The organism is Vicinamibacterales bacterium, from assembly GCA_036496585.1.
Lineage (GTDB): Bacteria > Acidobacteriota > Vicinamibacteria > Vicinamibacterales > 2-12-FULL-66-21 > JAICSD01.
On record DASXLB010000010.1, the window covers coordinates 63,437 to 87,955 of the forward strand.

The 24,519-nt window shown below is 67.2% G+C and carries 23 protein-coding genes; 15 read left to right on the forward strand and 8 right to left on the reverse strand.

Annotation, left to right across the window (positions count from 1 at the left end):
* Window positions 1–4: 4 nt before the first annotated feature.
* Window positions 5–1,612 (reverse strand): carboxyl transferase domain-containing protein, encoded by a 1,608-nt coding sequence (locus VGI12_03290; GenBank protein HEY2431672.1) that lies wholly within the window; start codon window positions 1,610–1,612, stop codon window positions 5–7.
* 102 nt (window positions 1,613–1,714) lie between these two features.
* Between VGI12_03290 and VGI12_03295 the strand changes: the two genes are divergently transcribed.
* The 5 genes from VGI12_03295 to VGI12_03315 all read left to right on the forward strand — a co-directional run bounded on the left by VGI12_03295 (window position 1,715) and on the right by VGI12_03315 (window position 5,471).
* A complete protein-coding gene (locus tag VGI12_03295) occupies window positions 1,715–3,115 on the forward strand; it encodes a sigma-54 dependent transcriptional regulator (protein ID HEY2431673.1) in 1,401 nt (466 codons plus the stop codon).
* 156 nt (window positions 3,116–3,271) lie between these two features.
* Entirely contained in the window at window positions 3,272–3,523 is a 252-nt protein-coding gene (locus tag VGI12_03300) for a hypothetical protein (GenBank protein HEY2431674.1), read from the forward strand.
* A gap of 10 nt (window positions 3,524–3,533) precedes the next feature.
* Window positions 3,534–3,926, forward strand: coding sequence for a hypothetical protein (locus VGI12_03305; protein HEY2431675.1), 393 nt, complete (start codon window positions 3,534–3,536; stop codon window positions 3,924–3,926).
* 19 nt (window positions 3,927–3,945) lie between these two features.
* On the forward strand, window positions 3,946–4,323 hold the full coding sequence (locus VGI12_03310) for a YtxH domain-containing protein (GenBank protein ID HEY2431676.1): 378 nt from the start codon (window positions 3,946–3,948) through the stop codon (window positions 4,321–4,323).
* Window positions 4,324–4,565: 242 nt separating this feature from the next.
* On the forward strand, window positions 4,566–5,471 hold the full coding sequence (locus tag VGI12_03315; GenBank protein HEY2431677.1) for a YihY/virulence factor BrkB family protein: 906 nt from the start codon (window positions 4,566–4,568) through the stop codon (window positions 5,469–5,471).
* Window positions 5,472–5,830: 359 nt separating this feature from the next.
* Here the strand turns inward: VGI12_03315 and VGI12_03320 are convergent, their stop codons facing one another.
* Window positions 5,831–7,516 carry a hypothetical protein gene (locus VGI12_03320; GenBank protein ID HEY2431678.1) on the reverse strand — a complete coding sequence of 562 codons (1,686 nt, stop codon included), beginning with the start codon at window positions 7,514–7,516 and terminating at the stop codon, window positions 5,831–5,833.
* Window positions 7,517–7,518: 2 nt separating this feature from the next.
* Complete coding sequence (locus tag VGI12_03325) at window positions 7,519–8,277, reverse strand: ABC transporter ATP-binding protein (GenBank protein ID HEY2431679.1); 759 nt, start codon at window positions 8,275–8,277, stop codon at window positions 7,519–7,521.
* Between the two features lie 29 nt (window positions 8,278–8,306).
* Between VGI12_03325 and VGI12_03330 the strand changes: the two genes are divergently transcribed.
* The 4 genes from VGI12_03330 to VGI12_03345 all read left to right on the forward strand — a co-directional run bounded on the left by VGI12_03330 (window position 8,307) and on the right by VGI12_03345 (window position 13,213).
* Window positions 8,307–10,421 carry a thioredoxin domain-containing protein gene (locus VGI12_03330; protein ID HEY2431680.1) on the forward strand — a complete coding sequence of 705 codons (2,115 nt, stop codon included), beginning with the start codon at window positions 8,307–8,309 and terminating at the stop codon, window positions 10,419–10,421.
* A 19-nt stretch (window positions 10,422–10,440) separates the two neighbouring features.
* Window positions 10,441–10,791 (forward strand): hypothetical protein, encoded by a 351-nt coding sequence (locus VGI12_03335; GenBank protein HEY2431681.1) that lies wholly within the window; start codon window positions 10,441–10,443, stop codon window positions 10,789–10,791.
* Between the two features lie 160 nt (window positions 10,792–10,951).
* Window positions 10,952–11,623 carry a response regulator gene (locus tag VGI12_03340; protein HEY2431682.1) on the forward strand — a complete coding sequence of 224 codons (672 nt, stop codon included), beginning with the start codon at window positions 10,952–10,954 and terminating at the stop codon, window positions 11,621–11,623.
* A gap of 48 nt (window positions 11,624–11,671) precedes the next feature.
* Window positions 11,672–13,213: an amidase gene (locus VGI12_03345; protein HEY2431683.1), complete on the forward strand. Its 1,542-nt coding sequence runs from the start codon at window positions 11,672–11,674 to the stop codon at window positions 13,211–13,213.
* A gap of 88 nt (window positions 13,214–13,301) precedes the next feature.
* On the opposite strand, the gene VGI12_03350 is transcribed toward VGI12_03345, so the two are convergent.
* Both VGI12_03350 and VGI12_03355 read right to left on the reverse strand, forming a co-directional pair.
* The gene (locus VGI12_03350) at window positions 13,302–14,645 is read right to left on the reverse strand and encodes a metallopeptidase TldD-related protein (protein ID HEY2431684.1); all 1,344 of its coding nucleotides are present in this window, start codon (window positions 14,643–14,645) and stop codon (window positions 13,302–13,304) included.
* Between the two features lie 4 nt (window positions 14,646–14,649).
* Window positions 14,650–16,221 (reverse strand): TldD/PmbA family protein, encoded by a 1,572-nt coding sequence (locus VGI12_03355; GenBank protein ID HEY2431685.1) that lies wholly within the window; start codon window positions 16,219–16,221, stop codon window positions 14,650–14,652.
* Between the two features lie 145 nt (window positions 16,222–16,366).
* Here VGI12_03355 and VGI12_03360 point away from each other — a divergent pair, with 145 nt between their 5' ends.
* The 4 genes from VGI12_03360 to VGI12_03375 are packed head-to-tail and all read left to right on the forward strand — an operon-like array spanning window position 16,367 to window position 20,555.
* Window positions 16,367–16,921 carry a spore coat U domain-containing protein gene (locus VGI12_03360; GenBank protein HEY2431686.1) on the forward strand — a complete coding sequence of 185 codons (555 nt, stop codon included), beginning with the start codon at window positions 16,367–16,369 and terminating at the stop codon, window positions 16,919–16,921.
* 11 nt (window positions 16,922–16,932) lie between these two features.
* Window positions 16,933–17,694 carry a fimbria/pilus periplasmic chaperone gene (locus VGI12_03365; GenBank protein ID HEY2431687.1) on the forward strand — a complete coding sequence of 254 codons (762 nt, stop codon included), beginning with the start codon at window positions 16,933–16,935 and terminating at the stop codon, window positions 17,692–17,694.
* A 3-nt stretch (window positions 17,695–17,697) separates the two neighbouring features.
* Complete coding sequence (locus VGI12_03370; protein HEY2431688.1) at window positions 17,698–20,031, forward strand: fimbria/pilus outer membrane usher protein; 2,334 nt, start codon at window positions 17,698–17,700, stop codon at window positions 20,029–20,031.
* Window positions 20,019–20,555, forward strand: a complete 537-nt coding sequence (locus VGI12_03375; protein HEY2431689.1) for a spore coat U domain-containing protein — start codon at window positions 20,019–20,021, stop codon at window positions 20,553–20,555. Before VGI12_03370 ends, VGI12_03375 begins: the two co-directional genes overlap by 13 nt.
* Here the strand turns inward: VGI12_03375 and VGI12_03380 are convergent.
* Window positions 20,552–20,878: a hypothetical protein gene (locus VGI12_03380; GenBank protein ID HEY2431690.1), complete on the reverse strand. Its 327-nt coding sequence runs from the start codon at window positions 20,876–20,878 to the stop codon at window positions 20,552–20,554. The genes VGI12_03375 and VGI12_03380 overlap by 4 nt on opposite strands.
* Window positions 20,879–20,962: 84 nt before the next feature.
* Window positions 20,963–21,463 (reverse strand): isoprenylcysteine carboxylmethyltransferase family protein, encoded by a 501-nt coding sequence (locus VGI12_03385; GenBank protein HEY2431691.1) that lies wholly within the window; start codon window positions 21,461–21,463, stop codon window positions 20,963–20,965.
* A 126-nt stretch (window positions 21,464–21,589) separates the two neighbouring features.
* Here VGI12_03385 and VGI12_03390 point away from each other — a divergent pair, with 126 nt between their 5' ends.
* The gene (locus VGI12_03390; GenBank protein HEY2431692.1) at window positions 21,590–22,399 is read left to right on the forward strand and encodes a hypothetical protein; all 810 of its coding nucleotides are present in this window, start codon (window positions 21,590–21,592) and stop codon (window positions 22,397–22,399) included.
* Window positions 22,400–22,502: 103 nt separating this feature from the next.
* Complete coding sequence (locus VGI12_03395; GenBank protein ID HEY2431693.1) at window positions 22,503–23,075, forward strand: hypothetical protein; 573 nt, start codon at window positions 22,503–22,505, stop codon at window positions 23,073–23,075.
* Between the two features lie 114 nt (window positions 23,076–23,189).
* Here VGI12_03395 and VGI12_03400 read toward each other — a convergent pair.
* Window positions 23,190–24,519 (reverse strand): ABC transporter permease (locus tag VGI12_03400; protein HEY2431694.1); only part of this gene is annotated, 1,330 nt, incomplete at its 5' end.

Consider the following 24,519-nt stretch of genomic DNA (forward strand, 5'->3'; position numbering starts at 1 on the left):
CTGGCTACATGCGAAACACGCCGAATCGCGCGTCCGGGATGGGCGCGTTGAACGCTGCTGAGAGCCCCAGCGCCAGCGCCTGACGCGTCCCCGCGGGATCGAGGATCCCGTCGTCCCACACCCGCGCCGTGGAATAGTACGGCGAACCCTCGCGATCGTACTTCTCGAGGATCGGATCGCGGATCGCCGCTTCCTCTTCGGGACCGAGCGTCTGACCCTGGCGCGCCAGCTGGTCGCGTTTGACAGTCGCCAGCACGCCGGCCGCCTGCTCACCGCCCATCACCGAGATGCGGGAGTTGGGCCACATCCAGAGAAAGCGCGGCTCGTAGGCGCGGCCGCACATGCCGTAGTTGCCCGCGCCGAACGAGCCGCCGATCACCACGGTGAACTTCGGCACCACTGAGTTGGCCACCGCGTGCACCATCTTGGCGCCGTCCTTGGCGATGCCGCCCCGTTCGTACTGGCGGCCGACCATGAAGCCGGTGATGTTCTGCAGGAAGATGAGCGGCACGCCGCGCAGGTTGCACAGCTCGATGAAATGTGTCGCCTTGAGCGCCGATTCGGAAAAGAGCACGCCGTTGTTGGCGACGATGCCGACCAGCAGGCCGTGCAGCCGCGCGAAGCCGGTGACCAGCGTGGTGGCGTAGCGCGCCTTGAACTCGTCGAAGCGCGAGCCGTCCACCAGCCGGGCGATGATCTCGCGGACCTCGTACGGCTGGCGCGTGTCGGCGCTGACGATGCCGTAGATCTCGGCGGGATCGTAGGCCGGATCCTCCGGCGCGGCCACGTCGGCCGGCAGCCGCTTGACGGTGTTGAGCGTGCCGACGACGGTGCGTGCGATCCGGAGCGCGTGCCCGTCGTCCTCGGCGAAGTAGTCGGCGACCCCCGAGAGCCGCGTGTGCACGTCGGCGCCGCCGAGTTCCTCGGCTGTGACCTCCTCGCCGGTCGCAGCCTTCACGAGCGGCGGTCCGCCCAGGAAGATCGTGCCGGTGCCGCGGACGATGATCGTTTCGTCCGACATCGCGGGCACGTAAGCGCCGCCGGCCGTGCAGGATCCCATCACCACCGCGATCTGCGGGATCCGCTCCGCCGACATGCGCGCCTGATTGAAGAAGATCCGTCCGAAGTGGTCTCGATCGGGGAATACCTCGGCCTGCAGCGGCAGGAAGGCGCCGCCCGAGTCGACGAGATAGACGCAGGGGAGCCGGTTCTGCAGCGCGATCTCCTGCGCGCGCACGTGCTTCTTCACGGTCAACGGATAGTAGGTGCCCCCCTTGACGGTGGCGTCGTTGGCGACGATGAGCACTTCGCGCCCGGCGACGCGTCCGACGCCGGTGACGACGCCGGCCGCCGGCGCGTCGTGGTCGTAGAGCTCCCAGGCGGCGAGCGGCGACAGCTCGAGAAACGGGGAGTCCGGGTCCAGCAGCCGATCGACCCTCTCGCGGACGGGCAGCTTCCCCTGAGCCCGGTGGCGCTCCATGTATTTCTCCCCGCCGCCGACCCGCGCCTGGGCCGTTCGCTCGCGCAGTTCTGCCACGAGCGCCGCCATGCGGTCGCGGTTGCGACGGAAGTCCGCAGTCCCGACGTCGACATGGGTGGGAAGACGATCCATCAGAGGCTCAACGCCATGCGGAATTATAGCTGTGAAGCAAATCAGGACAAATGTCTGTTAATTGGACACTCAGGGCGATCTGTGTATATATTCGTCGTTGGTATGACGACACTCAGTCGCAAGAAATATCGTGTTCTCGCAGTGGACGACGAGCCGGCCATGATCGAGTGGCTGAAGATCCTGCTCGAGCACGAGGGCTACGAGGTCCGCACGGCGATGATCGGCACGCGCGGCGACGAGATATTCAAGACCTGGAAGCCCGACGTCGTCATCACCGACATGATGCTGCCCGACATCGACGGGCTGGAGCTGCTGCGCCGCTTCAAGCAGACCCATAACGACACCGAGGTGATAGTCGTGACGGGCCATGGCAGCGTGCCGAAGGCGGTAGAGGCGATGAAGGCGGGCGCGCACTCCTTCGTCGAGAAACCGATCGAGCCCGATACGCTGCTGCAGATGCTCGAGCGCGCGATCGAGCGCCGCGATCTGCTCAGCGAGAACATGCTCCTGAAGCAGAAAGTGGAGGGGCAGTTCCGCTTCGGCAACATCATCGGCAAGAGCAAGAAGATGCACGAGGTGCTCGAGCTGGTCGAGAGCGTCGCGGGCAGCGACGCCAACATCCTCATCCAGGGAGAGAACGGCACCGGCAAGGAGCTCATCGCCAACGCGATTCACTACAACAGCAAGCGCGCCAAGGGACCGTTCATCAAGATCAACTGTGCGGCGATTCCGAAGGATCTAATCGAGTCTGAGCTGTTCGGGTACAAGAAGGGGGCCTTCACCGGGGCGCAGAACGACAAGGAAGGCCTGTTCGAGATGGCGGAAGGGGGCTCGCTGCTGCTCGACGAGATCGGTGAGATGCCGCCCTACCTGCAGACGAAGCTGCTGCGGGTGTTGCAGGAGCGCGAGTACCGGCCGATCGGCAGCGACCGGATCGTCCGCGTCGACTTCCGTCTCGTCTGCGCGACCAATATCGATCTGGACGCGGCGCTGCGCGACGGCAAGCTGCGCGAGGATCTCTATTTCCGGATCAACACGATCACCCTGCGGGTGCCGCCGCTGCGCGAGCGCACCGAGGACATTCCGCTGCTCTGCGAGCACTTCCTCGAGAAATACAAGCAGCGCCACCAGCGCAACGTCAAGTCGATTGCCCCGGCGGCGTACCACGTGCTCATCCGGCATCGCTGGCCCGGCAACGTCCGCGAACTGGAAAACGTCATCGAGCGCGGCGTGCTGGTCGCCAAGGGGCAGGAGATCACCGTCAACGACCTGCCCGAGTCACTGCGCAGCGACAGCGCGACGACGACAGAGTTCGTCGTCCCGCCGCATCGCACCCTGGCCGAGATCGAGAAGATGGCGATTGTCCAGACGCTGCAGCGCACGAACTGGAACAAACAGGAAGCAGCGCAGATTCTCGGCCTCTACCGGCCGACGCTCTACAGCAAGATGAAGAAGCACGAGATCCAGGACGGTAGCAAAGCCCGGCGGGCGGCGGGGGCCTGATGCGGAATGTGGAAATGTGGAGATGTGGAGATGTGGAAATCTGAACACTTCCACATCCCCACATTTCCACATTCTTCTTGGCATACCGCTTGATACACCACTCCTGATGAAACCCGAGCGCGCGCGTCGCGCCCGGGAGGGCCCAAGGAGGAAGATGTGGACGAACGATCCCGTGTATTGACCGCAACCGTGCTCGGAGCGATTGCCGGTGGCGTGTGGGGCTGGCTATATCTGACCGTGAAGGGCCGGCACGTCCGCAGCCAGATCGAACCCAAACTCGACGATTTCATGCGCGAGCTGCACAGTCTGCGCGGTACGGTCGAGAAGGCGCGGAGTGCGGCGAACGAGGGGTGGCGGTCGTTGAACGACGTGGCTGCGGGCGCCCCGCAGGGCCGCTGGTCGGCATAAAGGGGGGATGATGAGCGGAGATATCAGCTCTCTCGCGACCCCCCTCTGGATCATGGCAGGCCTGAGCATTCTCGAAGCCCTCTTGCTCATCGGGTTCGCGATAGGCGGCTACCTGGTCTATGCGCGTCTCCTGGCGGTCGTCCACGACCTCGAGGCGCGTCAGATTGCCCCCATCCGGGAGAAGGTCGACGCCATTCTGGTCGACGTCAAGACCGTCACCTCGAGGGTCGCGCACCAGACCGAGCGCGTCGACGAGGCGGTCACCGGCACCATCCATCGGGTGGACGAGACGGCGACGCGCGTCCGCGCCGGCGTCTTCGACAAAGTCAACCAGGCGGTGGGCGTGGTCCGCGGCGTGCGCGCCGTGATCATCTCGCTGCTTCACCGCGAGTCTCACGCATAGCGATTCCACAGGAGGATTCATGGCGTACGAATACGATCGGTTCGAACGGGAAGAGGGCGGCGGTTCGTTTTTGATGGGTCTGCTGGCCGGCACGGTGCTCGGCGCCGGGCTCGGGATGTTGTTTGCTCCGAAATCGGGTTCGGAACTGCGGTCGCAGCTCGGGAATACCATCTCCGACGGCACCGGCCGCATCCGCGACGCCGCCGACCAGACTTACAGCCAGGCGAGCGAGAAGGTCAATCAGATGATGGACCGCGGCCGCGACGCCTATGATCGCGCCCGCTCGACCGTCAACAACATGGCCTCGCAGGGCACCACCGGATCGACTCCCGCAGGCAGCAGCCAGCCCTCCGCCAGCAGCGGGTCCACCGGCAGTGGCAACACCTACGGCGCTTAGGCAGGGACCGACTGGGCCGCTCATGACCGAGGGACAGGCCCGGACTACGGCGAACGTGATTCTGACGGCGGCCGCGGTCGGCGCAGCCGTCGTCGTTCTTCGCTCGCCGTCGTTGCGACGCCTTGCCTGGCGTCTGGCCAGGACCTACGCCAGCGGGCCCTTCGCCGTGTTCGCCGCCACGATGGTGCGCGACGCCTGGGATGCGTCGGTTCCGCGAGACGGAGTGTCGGTAAGATAGCCCCGTGATTCCGCGGCGGCTCTCGCTGCGTCTTTACGCGGAGGTCCGCCTCACCCTTCTTGCCATCTGGCGGGGAGGGCTGGGCGTGTACGGCAGCTACGATCTGACGTTTGCCTCGTCGATCGCCTACTACGCGCTGCTGTCGCTCTTCCCGTTTTTTCTGCTGCTGCTGTCGATTATCGGCAGCGTCACCTCCGACCCGGGTGACCGCGCGAAGATCCTCGACTTCGTGTTGCGCTATTTTCCCCGCCAGTTCGACTTCGTCACCACGCAGCTCGTCTCGATGCAGGCGGCGCGCGTCCAGCTGGGCATCGCCGGCTCGCTGCTGATGATCTGGGCCGCGATGGGCGTGTTCGGGGCGATTACTTCGGCGGTCAACCATGCCTGGGGGGTGGAAAAGACGCCGAGCTATCTCCGTCACAAGTTGATCGCCTTCACGATGCTGGTCTGTGCCAGCGTGCTGCTGCTCATCGGGCTGCTGCTCACGAGCGCGATCAACCTGTTCGAAGCCCGATGGTTCGCCAACGTCGCGATCCACTCGCCGAAGATCTTCACCGTGTTGCAGCACGTGGCGGTCCGGTGGTCCAGCACCGGGCTGTTCATCGCCGTGGTCGGGCTCATCTACTATTTCGTGCCCAACGCGACGGTCCGGTTTCGCGATGTCTGGGTGGGCGCCGTGGTCACCGGACTGCTGTGGCGAGGCGCGCTCTCCGGGTTCTCGTGGTACGTGCGCGATCTCTCGCGCTTCAGCCACATCCACGGCTCGATTGCCGCGGTCGTGGTGTTCCTGATCTGGATCTACATCTCAGCCGTGCTCCTGCTCTATGGCGTGGAAGTCACAGCCGCCAATGCCCGTCTGCGCCGTCATCGTCCCGACGACATTCCCGCCGCGCCCACACCACGCGTCTAGATATCGGGTCAACCGCCTGTTGCGTTGCGTTCATCTGTGAGGCGTCTTACCCAAGGGCCGTACGGCAGGACAGGGAGGTCCGAAGACACTCCCTGTAGCCTTTTGGCAGGCTGTAAAGGCGGGGCGGTTGCTCCGGCGGAACACCGGAGCGGCGGGCCCGGTTGCCTTGCGGCCGCCGGACACCATTCATAAGAGCATGTTGGATGCCAGCGCGTAACGCCTCGAAACGGCCGGGAAATGCCCGCTGTGGCCCAGACCGCAAGGCTGGTGAGCAGTGCGCTACCCAGCCCGTGGTCGTCGGTTACCTCAGCGGTGGAGCCCTGGTGCGTGCGTTACCCTCGCGCCGCCGGTCGAGCCGCTCAGTAGTACTGCGCTAGTGTTTCGCAGCGACTGGCGACCAGACGGCGGACAGGAATGAAGAGCAGGTAGCCGACGCCTATGGCTATCGCCAGCCAGACGAGCAGCACCACCGGGACGAGCTCGGGGCGGCGCAGCCAGTTGATCGTGACGAGGGTCAGGAGGATGGACGGGGCCGCGGACAGCGCGAACGAAAGCATGCCGAGCACGCCCGCACCAGGGTGTGCATTGCTGCCGATGCTGTTGAGATCGACAGCCTTCGGAAGGAGTGCCGACAGGGCCGCGGCCACTGGTGACAGCACCGCGTAGGTCGCGGCGAACGCTAGGAGCAGCGAGAGCCAGAGCAGCGGATGCTCGATACCGAACACGATCGCCGTCAGGATGACGCAGAGCGTGGCCGGCATGGCGGCAATCATCGCGTTGCCGGCGGCCTTGCCGGCGAGGATCTCGCCGACGCTGATCGGCGAAAGCATGTGGCGCGTGAAGCCGGCGCGATCGATCGCGAACTGGTTCATCGCCAGCGGCAGGAGCGCGAGGATCGACGCGAACACCCCGGCCGCTGCGAGCGGGAGTCCATGGTCTCCTGACACGCCGGGAATCGCCATGCCGCCGCGGCGGGACGCGACGACACCCAACAGGAGCGGCATCAGCAACGGCGTCGCCATCGTGGCGCGGCCGCGCGGCGTGCGCAGCGCGAGGCGCAGTTGGGTGAAGGCCACCGCCGAGGCGCCGGGCGACAGGCCTGGCACGACGCGGTTCCACAATCCGCCGAACGAGCCGGCGCGCCGCACGCTCAACGACACCGGCATGTCGAGCACGCGACGGTACGCGGCAAACCCCGCTGCCTGTACGAAGAGCGCGATCGCGCCGAGCTCGGCCAGCGGCACCAGCGCCCCGGCCGGTGCGCTGACGGCGCCGGCGGCGGTCCGCCGGTACATCTCCGACGGCAGGTAGGGAGCCAGCCGCAGCGTTCCCTGGGCGACCGCCGATGGCGGCAGCGCGCGCCGTTCCGCCCTGGTGAGCTGGCGTCCGCCGGGGCCGCGGCTCTCGCGCACGAGCATCTGCGGCAGCAGCGCCATCGCCGGGATCGTGAAGACGAGCACGAACATCACGATGTCGCCGCGGCGCCGATCGCGCAGCAGCAGGTGGATCACCGACGTCACGAGCGACGTCAGGCCGGCGGCGAAAATCAGGAAGGCGACGGCGGCGGCGAATGCCAGCGCCGCAGCCACGAAATCGAGGCCGATGGCCAGCCCGATCGGGATGCCGAGCACGGCGAGGGGAACGACGAGCAGAATCCACGGATCGGCGAGCGCGCCGGCCATCTGCGCGAGGTACAACTGGAGCCGCGGAATCGGCAGCAGCAGATAGCGGACAACGCTGCCGCTGTCGCGCAACGGCAGCATGATCGGACCGACGAGCGCGACGACGGTGACCGCGATCAGGAAGTAGCGCACGATCGTCAGCGTGACGAACGCGTGGCCCTGCGCCAGGAAAAACCCCGCTGACATGCCGAGCACGAAGAGCCCGAGCGTCGACGGAATCAGCAGGACGAGGGCGATGATCGACCCCAGCTTCTCGGTCGCCACATTGAAGCGCTCGAGCGTGTCGCGGGCGCCGGTCTGCTCCAGCGAGTTGACCAGCACCCGCAGGCGCATCCAGACGAAGGCGCGGAAGATGCGCATCATCGCTAGAGCCAGTTCAGATCCGCCGCCGGCCGCTCCCCGCCGACGAGCTCGATGAACATCTCTTCGAGCGTGCCGTGGCCGTGGACGCCGGACCGGACTTCTTCGATCGAGCCCTGCGCCACGATCCGTCCGTTGGCGATGACGCCGATGTGCGTCGACAGCCGCTCGACGATCTCGAGAATGTGCGAGGTCAGGAACACCGTGCCGCCCCGGCCGATGAACGCATGCAGCAGTTCCTTGATCTGCCTCGACGCGACCGCGTCGATCCCCTCGAAGGGTTCGTCGAGAAAGAGCAGCCGCGGCGCCGGCAGCAGCGCCGTCGCGAGCGAGAGTTTCTTCTTCATCCCGTGCGAGAAGTCGGCCACCAGCGTCGTCGAGGCCGAGGTGAGATCCATCAGCGACAGCAGATCGGCCGACCGTGTCTTGAAGGTCTCGGCCGGGATGCCGTGCACCTGGCCGACGAAGTTGAGGGTTTCGGCGGCGGTCAGGCGATCGAACAGCGCGAGGTCCTCGGGTACGACGCCGACGCGCCGCTTGATCTCGACCGCCGCCGCCTCGGGATCGAGACCGAGGATGCGCATGTCGCCGGAGGTCGGCCGCAGCAGGCCGGTCAGGCACTTGATGGTGGTGGACTTGCCCGCGCCATTGGGACCGAGAAACCCGTAGAAGCTGCCCGCCGGCACCCGCAGGTCGATGCCGTCGACGGCGCGCTTGGCGCCGAAGACGCGGACCAGGCCGTGCGTTTCGACGGCGAATTCCATGACGCAGGATTGTATGACAGCATGAACGGATGAACCGCCTCGCACGCGAGCGCAGTCCGTACCTGCTGCAGCACGCGAACAACCCGGTCGACTGGTATCCCTGGGGCGAGGAGGCGTTCGCCAGGGCGCGACAGGAAAACCGGCCGATTTTCCTGTCGATTGGCTATTCGACCTGCCACTGGTGCCATGTGATGGAGCACGAGTCGTTCGAGAACGCGGAGGTCGCGACGGCGCTCAACGAGCGATTCGTGTCGATCAAGGTCGATCGGGAGGAACGGCCCGACGTCGACCGCGTCTATATGACATTCGTCCAGTCGACGACGGGCGCGGGCGGCTGGCCGATGACCGTCTTCCTCACCCCCGAACTGAAGCCGTTCTACGGCGGGACGTATTTTCCGCCGGCGTCGCGCTGGGGGCGTCCGGGCTTTCTCGATCTGCTTGCCGAAATCACGCGGGTCTGGACGCACGATCGTCCCCGCATCGACTACGCGTCGGCCGAGCTGTTCGACCGGCTGCGCGCCGTCGCCGGCGCCGACGGCCGCACCGCCGCCGAGTCGACGGTGGCCGGCCCTGCCGCCTTGAGCGAGGGGGTCGAGCAGTATCAGTCGGCGTTCGATCGCCGCCGCGGCGGATTCGGTGACGCGCCGAAGTTTCCGCGCCCCTCCGAGCTGCTGTTCCTGCTGCGCGAGCACGCGCGCACCGGCGCGGACGCGCCGCTGCTGATGGCGACCGAGACCCTCCGGGCGATGGCGCTCGGCGGGATGCGCGACCACGTCGGCGGCGGCTTCCATCGTTATTCGGTCGACGGCAACTGGCGCGTTCCGCACTTCGAGAAGATGCTCTACGACCAGGCGCAGCTGGTGCTCGCCTACCTCGAGGCGGCGCAGGCGGCGGGCAGCGAGTTCTTCGCCGCCGTTGCGGAAGACACGCTCGCCTACGTGTGGCGCGATATGCGCGACCCGGCGGGCGGCTTCTACTCGGCCGAGGACGCCGACAGCAGCCCGGCGGAGGGAGGCCCGAAGCGGGAAGGGGCGTTCTACGTCTGGCGCGGCGATGAGATCGACGCACTGCTCGGCGACGCCGCGGGGCTGGTGCGCGCCCGGTTCGGCATCGAGGATGGCGGCAACGCACCCGAAGATCCGCACGGAGAGTTCACCGGACAGAACATTCTCTACACATCGGAGCCGATCGAGGACATCGCCGCCCGGACAGGGACGAGCGCCGACGCCATCGTCGCCACGCTCGGCTGCGCGCGGCAGGTGCTGTTCGACGCGCGCGTCGCGCGCCCTCGGCCGCACCTCGACGACAAGGTGCTGACCTCGTGGAACGGGATGATGATCGCCGCCTTTGCCCGGGCCGCGCGAACGCTGCCGGACCGTCCGCAGGCGGCGGAGTGGCTGGCGGCGGCGCAGCGGGCCGCCGAATTCATCCGCTCGCGCCTGTGGATCGAGGAAACGAAGACGCTGCTGCGGCGGTATCGCGACGGCGATGCCTCGATTGATGCCTATGCCGAGGACTACGCCTGCCTGATCTGGGGCCTGCTCGAGCTCTTTCAAGCCGGCGGCGAGGCGGGGTGGCTGGAATGGGCCCGGGTGCTGCAGGCCCGCCAGGACGAACTGTTCTGGGACGATCGCGACGGCGGATGGTTCAGCACGACTGGCTTGGACCCGACCGTGCTGCTGCGTCTGAAGGAAGACTACGACGGCGCGGAGCCGTCGGCGAGCTCGGTGTCGGTCCACAACCTGATCGTGCTGGCGCATCTCAGCGGCGACGAGGCGATCATCGCCAGAGCCGGGCGCACGCTCGGGCGGTATGGCGCGAAGGCCGGGCGCGCCGCGCGAGCCATCCCGATGATGCTGGCGGCCCTGTCGGCCTGGCACGCCGGGGCCATGCAGATCGTGCTGCTTGGCGATGCTGACGGCCGGCGCGCGCTCGAATCGGTGGTCGCGCGGCGTCACCTGCCGTTTGCGATCGCGGTTCCGGTGTCCCCCGCGTCGCAGGCGGCGCTGGGGGCCGCCCTGCCGTTCGTCGCGGCGATGCACACCATCGAGGGAAAGCCGACCGCCTACGTGTGCCGTGATTTCGCGTGTCGCGCGCCCGTCACCACCGTCGATGCGCTCGAAGCGGAACTGGCCCCGTCATGAACAACGCGACTGATCGGTCATGACCTTCGACGTCGAGATCGTCCTTCGCGAGCAGAACGTCGCCACGACCGTGCGGCTCGAGCTCGGCGTCGACCCGTCCCTGTGGAGTGAGGCTGACGTCGAATCGGTGCTCAAGCAGGTCCTGCTGGCCATCGATCGCGCCAAGCATCCGTCGAGCAGAGAGCGTTACGTGGCGCTGCGCGGTTTCAGCTGGATCGTCGAGCCGGTCGGCGCACAGGTGGTGATTGCGATCGAGATTCCGATGGGGGCGGCGGTCGCGGGTCCGTTCGCAATCGAACACGCACGACTCGACTCGCTGATCCGCCGCGTCCTCGCCGCCGCTGCGCCTCCGGGCCCGACGATTCACTGACCGCGCTCTCCACAGACCACGAGCGTCAGTCCGATCACAGAACCGCGCGGTCGCTCAGGACGGCCGCCCGGAATTGCCCGTCTTTTCTCGATCCGTGCGCGGCACCCCTTTTGAACCGGGAACCGACAACCGAACCCGTCAGGGATGCTCCTGCCCGCTCATGAAACTGCCATATCGAATTCTCGTCCTGGACGACGACGATCACGCACTGGGCGGCATCGTCGAACTGCTCCGTGACGCCGGGCATCTGGTCACCGGCGCGGCGACCTACGACGCCGCGAAGCGGCTGCTGGGGCTCAGCCCGTTCGATCTGCTCGTGTCGGACGTGCGGGTGCGGGCGTTCAACGGCCTGCACCTGGTGATGCAGTCGCGCGCCGACCATCCCGAGATGGCGGTGATGATCATCACCGGCTACGACGATCCGATGATCGAGCTCGAGGCGCATCGCTATCGCGCGGAGCTGGTACGCAAGCCGATCCGCCCGGCCGACTTCCTGGCAAAGACGACAGCGCTCCTGAACGTGGTGCGCCGGCCGCGCCGCTGGCCGCGCAAGCGCGTGGTGGGCGGCTTCCGGGTCACGGCGGACGGACGTCCCGCGGCGGTGGTCGACGTGTCATACGGCGGCCTGCGGCTCGAACTGCCCGATCAGGCGCCGCTGCCGAATCCGTTCGACGTCGAAGTGTCCGGGATCGGGCTGCGCCTGCAGCTCGAGCCGGTGTGGATCCAGACGCAGCCGACCGCGTCGGGGACGGTGTGCGGAGCGACGCTGGCCGCGGACCACACGCCGTCGGCGCGGACCTGGCGCGCGATTGTCGATCGGCTGACGGCCTAGCGCGGCGCGAGGTTGCGCGCGCGGGAAGTGCGCTAGGCTAGCGGCGCCATGATCAAGCGCGCCGTACTCGTCCTGGTAGCTGCCGCCGTGGTGCAGACACCCCCGTCGTTTCCGCTCGAGGAAGCGACCGCCGCGCAATTGCAGGAATGGATGTCCGCGGGCCGATATACCTCGCGGCAGCTGACCGAGATGTACCTGCGGCGGATCGAGGAGATCGACCGGAAGGGTCCGGGACTGCACGCCGTGATCGAGGTGAATCCCGACGCGCTGTCGATCGCCGACAGCCTCGACGCCGAACGCAGGGCCCGCGGAACACGCGGCCCGCTTCACGGCATTCCGGTGCTGATCAAGGACAACATCGATACCGCCGACGGTATGTTGACGACCGCCGGATCGCTGGCGCTCGAGGGTACCCGGCCGCAGCACGACGCCGCCCTCGTGGTGCGGCTCCGCGAGGCGGGGGTGGTGCTGCTCGGAAAGACGAACCTGAGCGAGTGGGCGAACTTCCGATCCACGCATTCGACGAGCGGCTGGAGCGCGCGCGGTGGACAAGTGAAGAACCCGTATGCGCTCGATCGGAACCCGTGCGGATCCAGTTCGGGTACGGGAGCCGCGATCGCCGCCAACCTCGCGGCGATCGGCGTCGGCACGGAAACCGACGGGTCGATCGTCTGCCCGTCCGGCGCGAACGGGCTCGTCGGCATCAAGCCGACCGTCGGGCTGGTGAGCCAGGCCGGCATCGTGCCGATCTCCCACAGTCAGGACACCGCCGGTCCTATGGGCCGCACGGTCGCGGATGCGGCGCTGCTGCTCGACGCGATGGCGGAGCGCATGCCGCGCGGCGGCGGGCGGTATGCCGATGCGCTGCGGGCCGGCGCGCTCCAGGGGGCGCGCATCGGCGTCGCCCGCAAGCTGTACTTCGGCTACAGCGCCGCGGCCGATGCGCTCGTCAACCAGGCCATTGCCGACATGAAGGCGGCCGGCGCGGTGGTCGTCGACCCGGCCGACATTCCCAACGCGGCGAAGCTGGATGCGTGCGAGAACGACGTGCTGCTCTACGAGTTCAAGGCTGACATCGACAAGTACCTGGTGGCGCGCGGACCGGCATCACCGGTGCGCTCGCTCGTCGATCTGATCGCGTTCGACGAGCGCGAGCGGGCCCGCGAGATGCCGTACTTCGGCCAGGACCAGTTCGTCGGCGCGGAGAAAAAGGGACCGCTGACGTCGCCAGCCTACCGGACGGCGCGGGCGCAGTGCCGGCTCCTGTCGCGTGCGCAGGGCATCGACCGCGTGCTGGGCGCGCACAGCCTCGACGCCATCGTCGCGCCGACCGGGTCGCCGGCCTGGACGACCGATCTGGTCAACGGCGACCATTTCACGGGCGCCAGCTCGACGCCGGCCGCGGTCGCGGGCTATCCGTCTATCACGGTGCCGGCGGGGCAGGCGTTCGGGCTGCCGGTGGGGATGTCGTTCATCGGGACCGCGGGTTCGGAAGCGAAGCTGATCGGGCTGGCGTATGCCTACGAGCAGGCGACACATCACCGCCGCGCGCCGGGGCTCACGGCATCCGCTGTCGGAGCACCCCAGTAGGACGCCGAGCCCGGATCCGCGCGATAGGTGCGCTGCGCACGGATCGCTGGAGCCTGGGCCCAGACATCAGGTCTGCTGCAGCTCGCCGCTAAACCGCGTCGGATCCCGACGAGAACGTGAACTCGCGGATGCGCGCCGCCGGACAGACGATCGAGAAGCCCGCGCCCCCCACCCCTTCGCCGCTCACCGTCCGCTCGGCCGGCGTCATCGCGTCGAGATTGTTCAGCGCGAAGATCGGGCTCTCGTTCCAGCGCATGTTCTTGATCGGGCGCGTCACCTTGCCATTCTCGATCAGGAACAGCCCATCGCGGGTCAGGCCGGTGAAGACCAGGGTCTGCGGATCGAGCGCGCGGATGTACCAGAACCGTGTCACCAGGATGCCGCGCGCGACGCCCGCGATGAGCTCGTCGATGGTCGAGGTGCCGCCTTCCATGATCAGGTTGCCGGGCTGCGGCGTGGCGGTTTTTCCCTGTTTCTGCGCCCAGTAGCGCGAGTAGGAGAGGTTCTTCAGGACGCCTTTGTCGATCCAGGTGAGCCGTACGAGCGGCAGTCCCTCTCCGTCGAACGGAATCGCCGGGGCCAGTGCGTGCGCGGGGTCCGAGTAGATCGTCACCCTCTCGTTGACGACCGCTTCGCCCAGGCGGGAGCCGCCGCCCTTCTTCGAGAAGAAGCTGCGCCCCTCGTCGGCCTGCCGCGCGTCGGCGGCAAACGCCAGGTTGGCGACGAGGTCCGCCATCGCGGCCGGCTCGAGGACTACTGTGTACTTGCCCGGCTCGATCGCGGTGGGGCTATGCGAGCGGGCCGCCTTGTCGATCGCGGCGGCGGCCAGCGTGGCGGGCTGCAGGAGACGCAGCTCGTTATACGACTTCGACGCCCAGCCGGAGCCGGCGCCGTCGGGCGTCCGCGCGGTGAGGTTGTAGTCGGCCGCGGTGTAGCGGCCGAACCCGAATTGTCCCTTCGACGTCGCGACGGCCTGGATCTGGGCCGAGGTCTCGACGAAGCCCGCGGCGTCGACCTGCTTCTCTTTCGCCGCGTCGAGCGCCGCCTTGACGGCGCCGGCGCGCCACTCTGGCGTCGCGTCCGCCGTGTCTTCGAAATAGGTGCGCACGTCGGCGTAGGTCTGCGGCCCGAGGAACGGCATCGCCTCGGGGTTCTCTGGCGACAGGCGCGCGATTTCCTCGGCGTTCCTCACCGCGCGCTGCAGTGCCGTGTCGGAGAATTCCGAGGCGGTCACGGTGCCGGCCTTCTGTCCGAACTTTGCCTGGATCGCCAGGCTGTAGCCCGACGAGGCGCCCGACGTCGTCACGCTGCTGCGCGCGAATCGCGCGTTGGCGCGGTCGCCGCCGGTCAGCGTCACCTCGGTTTCGTCCGCCTTGCTAATCGACAGCGCGCGATCGATCAGCGCCTTGGCCTGTTCTTGTGTCCAGATCATCGGATCACCGCTCGGTGTTGAGGATGTTCACGCGCGCGAACCGCGCGATCGGGCAGCCGTGGCTCACGGAGTTGCTCTGCACCGGCTGCCCCTTGCCGTCGCTGAACGCGCCGCCGAGCTGATATGTCGCCTGGCCGCCGAGCATGTCGAGCGACTTCCAGAACTCGGGCGTGTTCGACTGGTAGGCGACGTCGCGCAGCTGCGACGTGATCTTGCCCTTCTTCACCTCCCAGAACGTCTGGCCACTGAACTGGAAGTTGTAACGCTGGTGATCGATCGAGTAGCTGCCGTCCCCCTTGATGTAGATGCCGTCCTCGGTCGCGCCGACGATGTCCTGCTCGCTGACCGCCTTTTCGCTGGGCTGCAGCGAGACGTTCGGCATGCGCTGGAAGGGGATCGACGACCAGTTGTCGGCGTAGCTGCAGCCGTGCGAGGCCTTCTCGTTGATGAGATGCGCCTGATCGCGCGTCGTCTGGTAGTCGACGAACAGCCCTTCCTTGATGATCGGGAAGCTGGTCGTCTTCACGCCGTCGTCGTCGAAGCCGCAGGTCGCCATACCGCGCGCCTGCGTCTTGTCGCCGATGATGGTGACGAGCGGGGAGCCGTACTGAAACTTGCCGAGCTTTTCGGTGGTGAGGAAGCTGGTGCCGGCGAAGTTCGCTTCGTAACCGAGGGCGCGATCGAGCTCTGTCGGGTGGCCGACCGATTCGTGGATCGTCAGCCACAGGTTCGACGGGTGGAGGATCAGCGTCTTCTGACCCGGGACGACCGTCTTCGCCTTGTGCATCGCCACGGCTTCTTCGGCGGCGACGCGCGCCTCTTCGACGAGCGGCAGGCTCTCGATGTACTCGTAGCCGGCGGCCATCGGCGCGCTCAGCGAGTTGCGGTCGTAGAAGCGGTTGGTATCGCGGTTGACCGAGGTGACCGTGAAAGTGGGGTAGGAGCGGACCAGCGACTGCGTGATGCAGGAGCCCTCGCTCGAGGCGAAGAACTTCTTCTCGTTCACGAACAGCATGAACGCCGACACGAAGCTGGCGTCCTTCACCTTGAGCGCCGCGTCGTTGATCTCCATCAGCAGATCGATCTTCGTCTGGAGCGGCACGGCGAACGGATCCTTCGTCAGCGGCGTGTTCCACTCGACGTCCGGGTAGGACTCGACGGGCGCGAGGCGCACCGGATCGGTGTTGATGGCGCGGTTGGCTCGGGCGATCCCGGCGGCCTGGCGCGCCACCGCCGCGACTTCGTCTTTCGTGACGACGCTGCTGCTCGCGAAGCCCCACGTGCCGTCGACGATCACCCGGACCCCGAAGCCGAAATCCTCGGTGTTGACGATGTTCTGGACCTTGCGCTCGCGGGTAAAGATGAACTGGTTGCGATAGCGGTTGATGCGGATGTCGGCGTATGAGGCGCCGGCTTGTTTGGCGGCGGCCAGGGCAGCGTCGGCCAGTCCTTTCAATTCGCCATCGGGTGCCGCAAAGAGCGCGGCGGGTGCGGCAAAGAGCTCGGCCGCCGGGCGCAACGTGGTCGCGGCGCCGAGGGCGAGCATGGACTGGACGAAATCGCGTCGATGGATCATGGGGCGGTCCTCGCGGACGCCATCATAGGCCAGATGACGCACCCGCGGCGTCGGCGGCGCCAGAAGACAGTGATGAACGCCGGGGCGGTGAACGGCGTGCCGAAAGTGCATAGACCGACTCAGCCGGCCTGACTACCGTGCGGACATGAGCACCAGCTCTCTTGGCCGGCGCCTGACCGCGGCCGCCGGCGGCCTTGCGATCGCGGCGGGCGTGGCGACGCTCGCCCTCGCCCAGGCGCCGGGCGGGCAAGCCGGCGGGGGCAGCGGCGGCCAGACGTCGGCGAATATGCAGGTGAACGCCAACGTCGTCCGCAAGTGCACGATCGCGGCGCAGCCGCTCGCGTTCGGCGACTACGACCCGGTGTCGGCCAACGCCACCGCGGCCCTCGACGCCCAGACCACGCTCAGTGTGGCGTGCACGAAGGGGACGGCCGTCACCATCGCCATGGACAACGGATCGAATGCCCAGGGCCGGACGCGGCGCATGACCGGTGGGCCCGCGACGTTTCTCCAGTACGAGGTGTACCGCGATTCCTCACGGACCCAGCGATGGGGCGACGGCGCCTTCGAACAGCTTGACGGCGGCACCGCGCCGTCGCGCGACCCGCGGCAGTTCATCGTCTACGGCCGTGTCACTGGCAGCCAGGATGTGACCCAGGGCACCTACCAGGACACGATCCTGGTCACCGTGCAGTTCTGAAGGAAGTCTCGATGACCCACCGACAGCTGTCCACGGCGATTGCGGCCTTGGCAATGATCCTCGCCGCGTCGCGCTGGGGGAGTGCGCAGTCCACCTTTTCGGTAGACCCCCTTCTCATCAAGCTCAATGCCGCCTCGAACAATGCGGTCTTGACGCTGAGCAATACCAGCGCGAACGATCTTCGCTTCGAAATCAAGGGGTTCGCCTGGGATCAGGAGCCGATCTCGGGCACGATGCAGCTCACGGCGACGACCGATCTGGTCATCTTCCCGCCGCTCGTCACGCTCAAGGCGCATTCGACCCAGCGGATTCGTGTCGGTGCCACCGCCGCCCAGGGCACTGTCGAAAAGGCCTACCGGCTACTCATCGAGGAACTGCCGAGTGAAGTCAAGCCAGCCAACGCCAACCAGGTGAATGTCCGCACGCGCATCGGTGTGCCGGTCTTCGTCGAGCCGACGAAATCCACGCTGAGCGGCAAGATCGACTCGGTGACGATTGCCAACCACATCGTCTCGGTGGCGCTCGCCAATACGGGCACTACTCATGCCATGGTCGACAGCATCGTGATCCGGGGCATGTCGGGGCCCGACCAGCCGGTCTTCGAGGAGTCGCTGCCCGGATGGTATGTCCTGGCCGGCAAGACCCGCACGTGGCAGTACACGTTCAAACCCGCGCAGTGCCGGCCGATGAAATTCGTCGAGGTCGAGGTCTACGCGCACGACAAGATGCTGTCGTCGCGTGCCGACGTGCCGGCCGGCGCCTGCGCGCCGTAGCCCGTGGCGGCCGGCGTACTGGTGGCTGCCTGCCTCGTGTGGACGAGCCTGTCACCGTCCGGCGGCCAGCCGCAGCGGGCGTTCGCAGCGCTGGTGGTCAATGACGTGCCGAAAGGCACCGCTTTGGTGGTCGTCGACGGCGACCGCATCTGGCTGCCGGTCGCCGTGCTCGAACAGGCAGGCCTGCACGGCTTCGAGGGACGCCGCGACACGCTATTTGGCGAAGCGCACGTCCTCCTGAGTTCGCTCGAGCCCGACATCACGGCCGTGTTCGATCGCGCCAACGTCGAGATCCACGTCACCGCCGCTCCGCGATTCTTCGCCGAGACCCACGTCGAGCTCCAGTACCAGCGGCCGGCCGACCTGATCATCTCGCACAGCCCGAGCGCGTTCATCAACTACAGCGCCACCTGGGACCAGGAGGCGGGCACGAGCGGCTTCGGCGAGGCGGGATTCGAGCTGTTCGGCAACACGTCGATGGTTTCGGCCTTTACCGCGTATCCCGACGGCGTCGTCGGGCGCGGCCTGACGACGCTCACTGTCGATGCCGTGTCGAGGCGTCAGCGCTGGCAGCTCGGAGACATCGTCGCCGCCTCCACGCCGCTCGGCTCGGCGCCAACGCTCGCCGGCGCCGCCTTCGGACGCGACTATTCGCTCGATCCGTACTTCTATCGCTACGCGGCCCCGACCGTCCGCGGCACGGCGACCGCGCCGTCCGACGTCGAGATCTATGTCAACGGCGCCCTGGTGCGCCGCCTGCCGATCGGACCCGGCCCCTACCGTCTCGATCGGCTGCCTCTCAATTCGGGACTCGGCGACGTACAGGTCGTCGTGCGCGACCGGCTTGGACGGCAGCAGACGTTCGATTCGAGCATCTACCTGGCGACCGGCGTCCTGCCGCGTGGGGAGCAGGACTACCAATATGCGGCCGGCTGGCAGCGCGACGACAGTGGCGAGACGCCGGTCTATACGGACCTGGAAGCGACGGGGTATCACCGCGCCGGTCTCACCAACTGGTTGACCGCCGGGTTCGAAGCGGAGGGCCGCGAGGGCGTCGCCGCCGGGGGACCGACTCTGAACATACGGCTGGCGCGTCTCGGCGAGGCGGACCTGCACGCATGGGCGAGCGATTCGAGAGACGGCCATCAGGGGCTGGCCTTCTATGGCGTTTACGCGTTTGCCAGCCCAAGGCTGACGCTCGGCGCGACGGCACAGTATTACGCGCCCGGCTTTGCCAACCTGTCGCTGACACCGGGGAGCGCCAGCACGCCCGAGTTCTACCAGGCGTCGGCGGGCGTGCCGCTCTTCAGGATCGGCAGTCTGAACTACACCATCACCGCCGAGCGATCGCCGGCCGGCGTATTCGGCTTCACGCGGCCTGACGGCAGTTTCGACGACACGATCGTGCCGAGCGGATCACAATCGCTGCGCCTGACACTCCGATTGACCAGACGCACCCAGCTCATCACCTCTGCGACCCGGACCAGCGTCCGCGGCACGACGCAGTGGGATGGCTTCGCGGGCGTCAACGTCGCCATCGGCCGGCAGACGACCGCGAGTGTGACCTACTCGAGCGTGCCGGGCTCGCCGCCCTCGACATACGCCAGTCTCGATCGCCCGCTGCCCGTTGGCGTCGGCTACGGGTTTCGGGTGACCGGATCGGATCTCGACACGGGAACGGCCAGCGGCCAGTTCGAGGTCAACACGCCGTTCAATCACATGACGGTGACCTACGACGCCACGCAAGGCGGTGCGTCGCAGACCGGCTCGGCCACACTCGCCGGCGGCATCGTGGCGACGCGAGGCGGCCTGTTCTTCGCGCGCGAGCTCGACCAGAGCGTGGCGGTCGTCGAGATCCCCGGGCTCAAGGGGGTGCGCATCCAGTCCGACAACGTGGACGTCGGGCGCACCAACGGCGGCGGCCGCCTGCTCGTCCCGCGACTGCTGCCGTATCTGGCCAACCGCATCAGCCTGTCAGAGGCCGACATCCCGTTTGCGTACAGCGTGCCGGTGACCGCGCAATTCGTCGCACCCGCGTTTCGCGGCGCGGCCTACGTCAAGTTCGCGACCGCGCGGGTGCAGGGGCGCGTCGGATCGATCCGGATGACCATCGATGGCGAGGAGGTGGTCCCGGCGTTCGGCGCGATCGTCGTCGAGGTCGAGGGAAGGCGCGTCGAGTCGCCGCTCAACGCCGACGGCACGTTCTTTCTCGACCTGCCCGACGGTCATCACATGGCGACGGTGACCTACAAGGGACGCTCGTGCGAGGTGGAGCTCAACGCGATCGCGACCTCGGCGCTCGTCCAGCAACTGGGGACGCTGCGATGTGGATCCTGAGCGACCGCCGGGGTCTGGCGCTCGTCGTCGCGGCCGGCCTTGCCGCGTCGCTGTTCACGCCGGCGGCGGCTGCCGACTCCAACAAGACCTGCGCGCTCAACGGCGTCAGCATCATGGCATTCGGCGTCTACGATCCGGTCAACGACGCGCCGCTCGACGTCGAAGGCCGCATCGCGTATCGCTGTTTCGTTGGCTTCAACGGCACGAGCGCTCGGACGACCGGGAGCCTCAACCGCCAGCTCCGGAGTGCCATCAACGTGCAGATCTCGCTCGGCTCCGGGGGCAGCGGCGGCTACGACCGCTACATGTCGGGAGGACGCGACAGGCTCCGCTACAATCTGTATCTGGACGCGCAGCGGGGGCAGATCTGGGGCGACGGCACCAGCGGCACACAGGTCTACATGGCGGCAGCGCAGCCCAACAATCATGAAGTGATCGTCCCGGTCTTCGGGCGGGTCTTCCCGGCGCAGGACGTGTCGGCGGATTTCTATCTCGATCAGATCATCGTGACGCTGGATTTCTAGAAATCCAGTGTCACGACGACGGTGCGGCCGTCGGTGGCCATATCGCGCGAGACGAGGAACGTGGCGTCGCCGCCGGCGCGCGCGTGGCGACCCACGATCGGCGCCAGAGATCGGCCACCGGCGCTCGCGCGAAGCACGTGCAGGCTCGACGCGCCGCACGACGCCGTCACCGCCGGAGGCTGTCCAGCAGCTGGTGCGTCGATCACGCTGACGCGGCAGTGCGGCAGGACCGTCGCGCCCACGCTCATCGCCGCCGTCGTCTGGGCCGACACCGTGGCGGCCGCGAGGCCGAGACACGCGGTCGCGGACAGCACGAACTTCATGCGGGTATTGTAGCGCGCCGTCGGGTCGATCTCGCTCCGCGCGCGCGGGCACAGACGGTGATGATCTGGGCGAAATGTTGCCGCCTAGAGCCAGCGCCGGACTCGGCGCTGATAGGCCACGTACTCCTCGCCGAATACGTCGGTCAGCCGCGCCTGCTCGATTGGAATCACGGCCCAGTTCACGTACGCCAGTACGACGGTCAGGAGAGGAACAGGCCAGACCTGCCGGAGGAGAAACGCCTCACCGACGTACGCGATCGTCAACCCGACGTACATCGGATTGCGGCTGAAGCGATAAGGGCCCCACGTGACCAGCCGCGCAGACGACTCGCCGGGTACCGTCGTAGTCCGAGCCCTGTGAAACGTGATCAGGCCCCAGCCGGCAGTCAGCGCCCCGGCGGCAAAGATCACCGCCCCAACGCCGGAAGTGACGCTCCCGTTGACGTCCTTACCGAGGTGCTCGGGCCAGACGTGCTCCAGGCCTGCGCCGATCAGGTAGGCGAGGACGAATACCCACGGCACGGGAATTCGCAGGAGCGGCCGCAACGGTTTGGCAACCTCGTCCAGCCGGACTTGCTTGAGCATGGTTTGCCCCCTCGAGAGACGACCACATCATAGTCCTCACGCGATGCGAAGACGGCTCGACACCAAATGGCGTCTGCGGTGTCCAACAGAACTCGGAGGGCGAGTTGTATGTGGCGAATCCCGCTCGTGGCCGCGCTGTTGGGGCTGATGGCCGGTGCCGGCGCTCCGCCGCCGTCGCCTGTCGTGCGCGCCTGGTTCCCCGTCGCCGTGGGAAACCGATGGGTGTATCAGCACGCAGCGTTCGACGCCGGCGAACACGGGATGGCGGACCCGAAGATCGAGCGCTGGAAGACGGAGGAGACGATCGACGCGGTCACCGACGTGGCGGACGGGACGATGATCGTCGAACACGTGCGGGCGTACGACCACGAGATGCTCAATGGATGGCTCGCCGAGAACGATGCGACGACCCGCCTTCGGCCCGTCGAACGGATCCTGATTCATGAGAATTGTCTGTATCGGGATGGAGATACGTATCGGGGTGCCGACGGGGAAGACACCCCGAGTCTGTGTTTCCCGATGGCCGCCGGGGGAACGTGGGGGCAGTCGGCTGCGACGTCCCCGGCGTTGGAGGCGGTCTGGCACGTCCGAGCCGTCGCAGGCGATCCGTTCGGCGTCGCGGGAGCACGGACGTACCACGCGTCTGCGCACGAGGGCGCCGGCTTCTTCCGGGATATCTGGTATACGCAGGGGATCGGCATCGTGCAGGACGTCGGCGAGCACCACGGCACCTACCTGGAAGAACGGTCTCAGTTGCTGTCAACTACCCTGGCGGGAGAGATGAGGGCGTACTCCCTGCAACCGGCGAGGACGGTACCAGTGAGTGAACTCGACTGCCTGGGCATCGGTTGGCAGCATTTCGCCCACGAGGATGGGAGCGCCTTCGTGACTCCGACCGACTGTGTCGAGGCCGCGCGACGGACGCCGAGGCGGTGAACGAAATCTCGTCGTCAACGATTCACGATCGGGCCTTGTCTTGACGAACCCGCCGCCCATCTCCAATGATCTGTAAATGACGGCTGACGGGCGAGGGATCCTCATGGCTGCCGCGCTGTGCGGCATGGCGACGGCCGTCCTTGCTCAGGGTGGTCCCATTCCGATCGTCCAGGCGACCCAGACTGGCGCGACGAAGTTCGATCCTGGCGACACGCCGACCGGGGGCAAGGGACAGACGATCGACGGCATCGAGGGCTCGTCGCGCGAGATGCTGCAGGTCCACGTCCACGCGCACCTGTCGCTGTTCTACAAAGGACAGCAGATCGCGATCCCCTACGGCATCGGTATCGTCCAGCCGTTTCAGGTGAACAACGGCTTCGTCGGAATGGGTGCGGGCATCTACTGGCTGCACACGCACGACGCGACCGGCATCATCCACGTCGAGTCGCCGGACAGCCGGACGTACACGCTCGGCCAATTCTTCGACATCTGGGGCCAGCCGCTCGATGGACGCAACGTCGCGGGTCTAACTGGAACAGTGCGGGCGTTCGTCGACGGCAAGAGCTTTACCGGCAACCCTCGCAACATCGTGCTCGGCGCACACACCCAGATCACCATCGAAGTGGGCGCGCCGTTCGTGCCTCCGCCGGTGTACGCGTTCCCTGCCGGTTTGTAGAGGCGGGCCGCCGGGGCTCGAAGCCGAAGGAAATGGGATCATCTCGGGCTCAGCCGACTTTTCGAAGCCGACGAAGACTCGTCAAATGTCCTCCGGGTTTCCTTACCGGCGTGGCTATTCGCTGCGAAGCGCTACGTTGGGATCGACCGCCGCGGCCCTGCGGGCCGGCAGGTAGCAGGCAAAGAACGCGGCACAGATCAACGGAATCGGCGTCACCACCAGCATCCACGGATCGACGATGGCGACGTCCAGCTCGAGATACGCGCGCGCGATCGCCCGGCCGACGAGGCCAATCGACAACCCGAAGATGAGCCCGTCGAGGACGGGGCGATAGCCGTCCACGAGCACCATGCGCTTGATCTGTCCGGCGGTGGCCCCCAACGACATCCGCACGCCGAATTCCCGCGTGCGGTTTGCGATGATATGCGACTGGATACCGTAGAGGCCCGCCATGGCGAGAAGCAGCGTGATCGCGCCGAGGCCGATCGCCGTCATGCCGAGCCCGCGCAAGAGTTGAAACGGTCCGGCGAGCACCGATCGTCCCGTCCCGATGGTGTCGACCGCCACGTCCGGATCGGCGCGCCTGATGGCCTCGCGCATCGCGCCCACCGCATTCGTCACCGATCCGGATGCCCGCGCGACGACCGTGATGAGCGGCTGGTAGTGCTGCGTCAGCGGCACGTAGGCCAGTGGCCGCGGATCAGCGAAGATACGGCCCACGTCCGTATCGGCCGCAACGCCGACGATTGTGGCCGTCGTGGGCCGCGTCTGGCCGACCGCCATCTCGCGCCCGACGACGTCAGCGGTACCGAAGATCTGCCGTGCCGTGAATTCGCTCAGGACCACGACGCGCGGCGCGGCCGGCCCGTCGCGATCGTCGAAACCGCGTCCACGAAGGATCTTTACCCCCAGCGTCCGGAACATCGAGGGCGCCCCGGCGATCGCCGTCATCACCTGCGGGTCCATTCGCGCGCCGCTCGTCTGTTCGAGCGGTGAGATGGACAGACGCAGCGTACTCGGCACGCCGAAGGGCAATCCGCTCGACAGTGAGGCCGCCTCGACCGACGGATCGCGCCGCAGCTCGTCGAGTACCCGATCGAACATGCGCCGTGCGCGCGGCTCGTTCCACTCCGGCGTATCGAAATTGAGAACGGCGACCCCGATTCGATCCAGGTCGATGCCGGAATCATGGCGCGCCTCCGCGATCGAGTACTTCACGAACATGGTGGCGATGATGAAGAACCCGGCCGCGATGGCGACCTGCCACCGCAGGAGAAGCCGCTGGCGCCGGCCGCGCTGCGGTCCGGCGGCCGATCCGCCGGCGAGCGCGCCGCGAACGTCGAGCGTGCGCGTCAGCTGAATCGCCGGCTCGAGGCCGAAGACGACGAGCGCGATGAGGAGCGACGAGACCGCGATCGTCAGCGCCGGCACGTTCAGCGCGGGA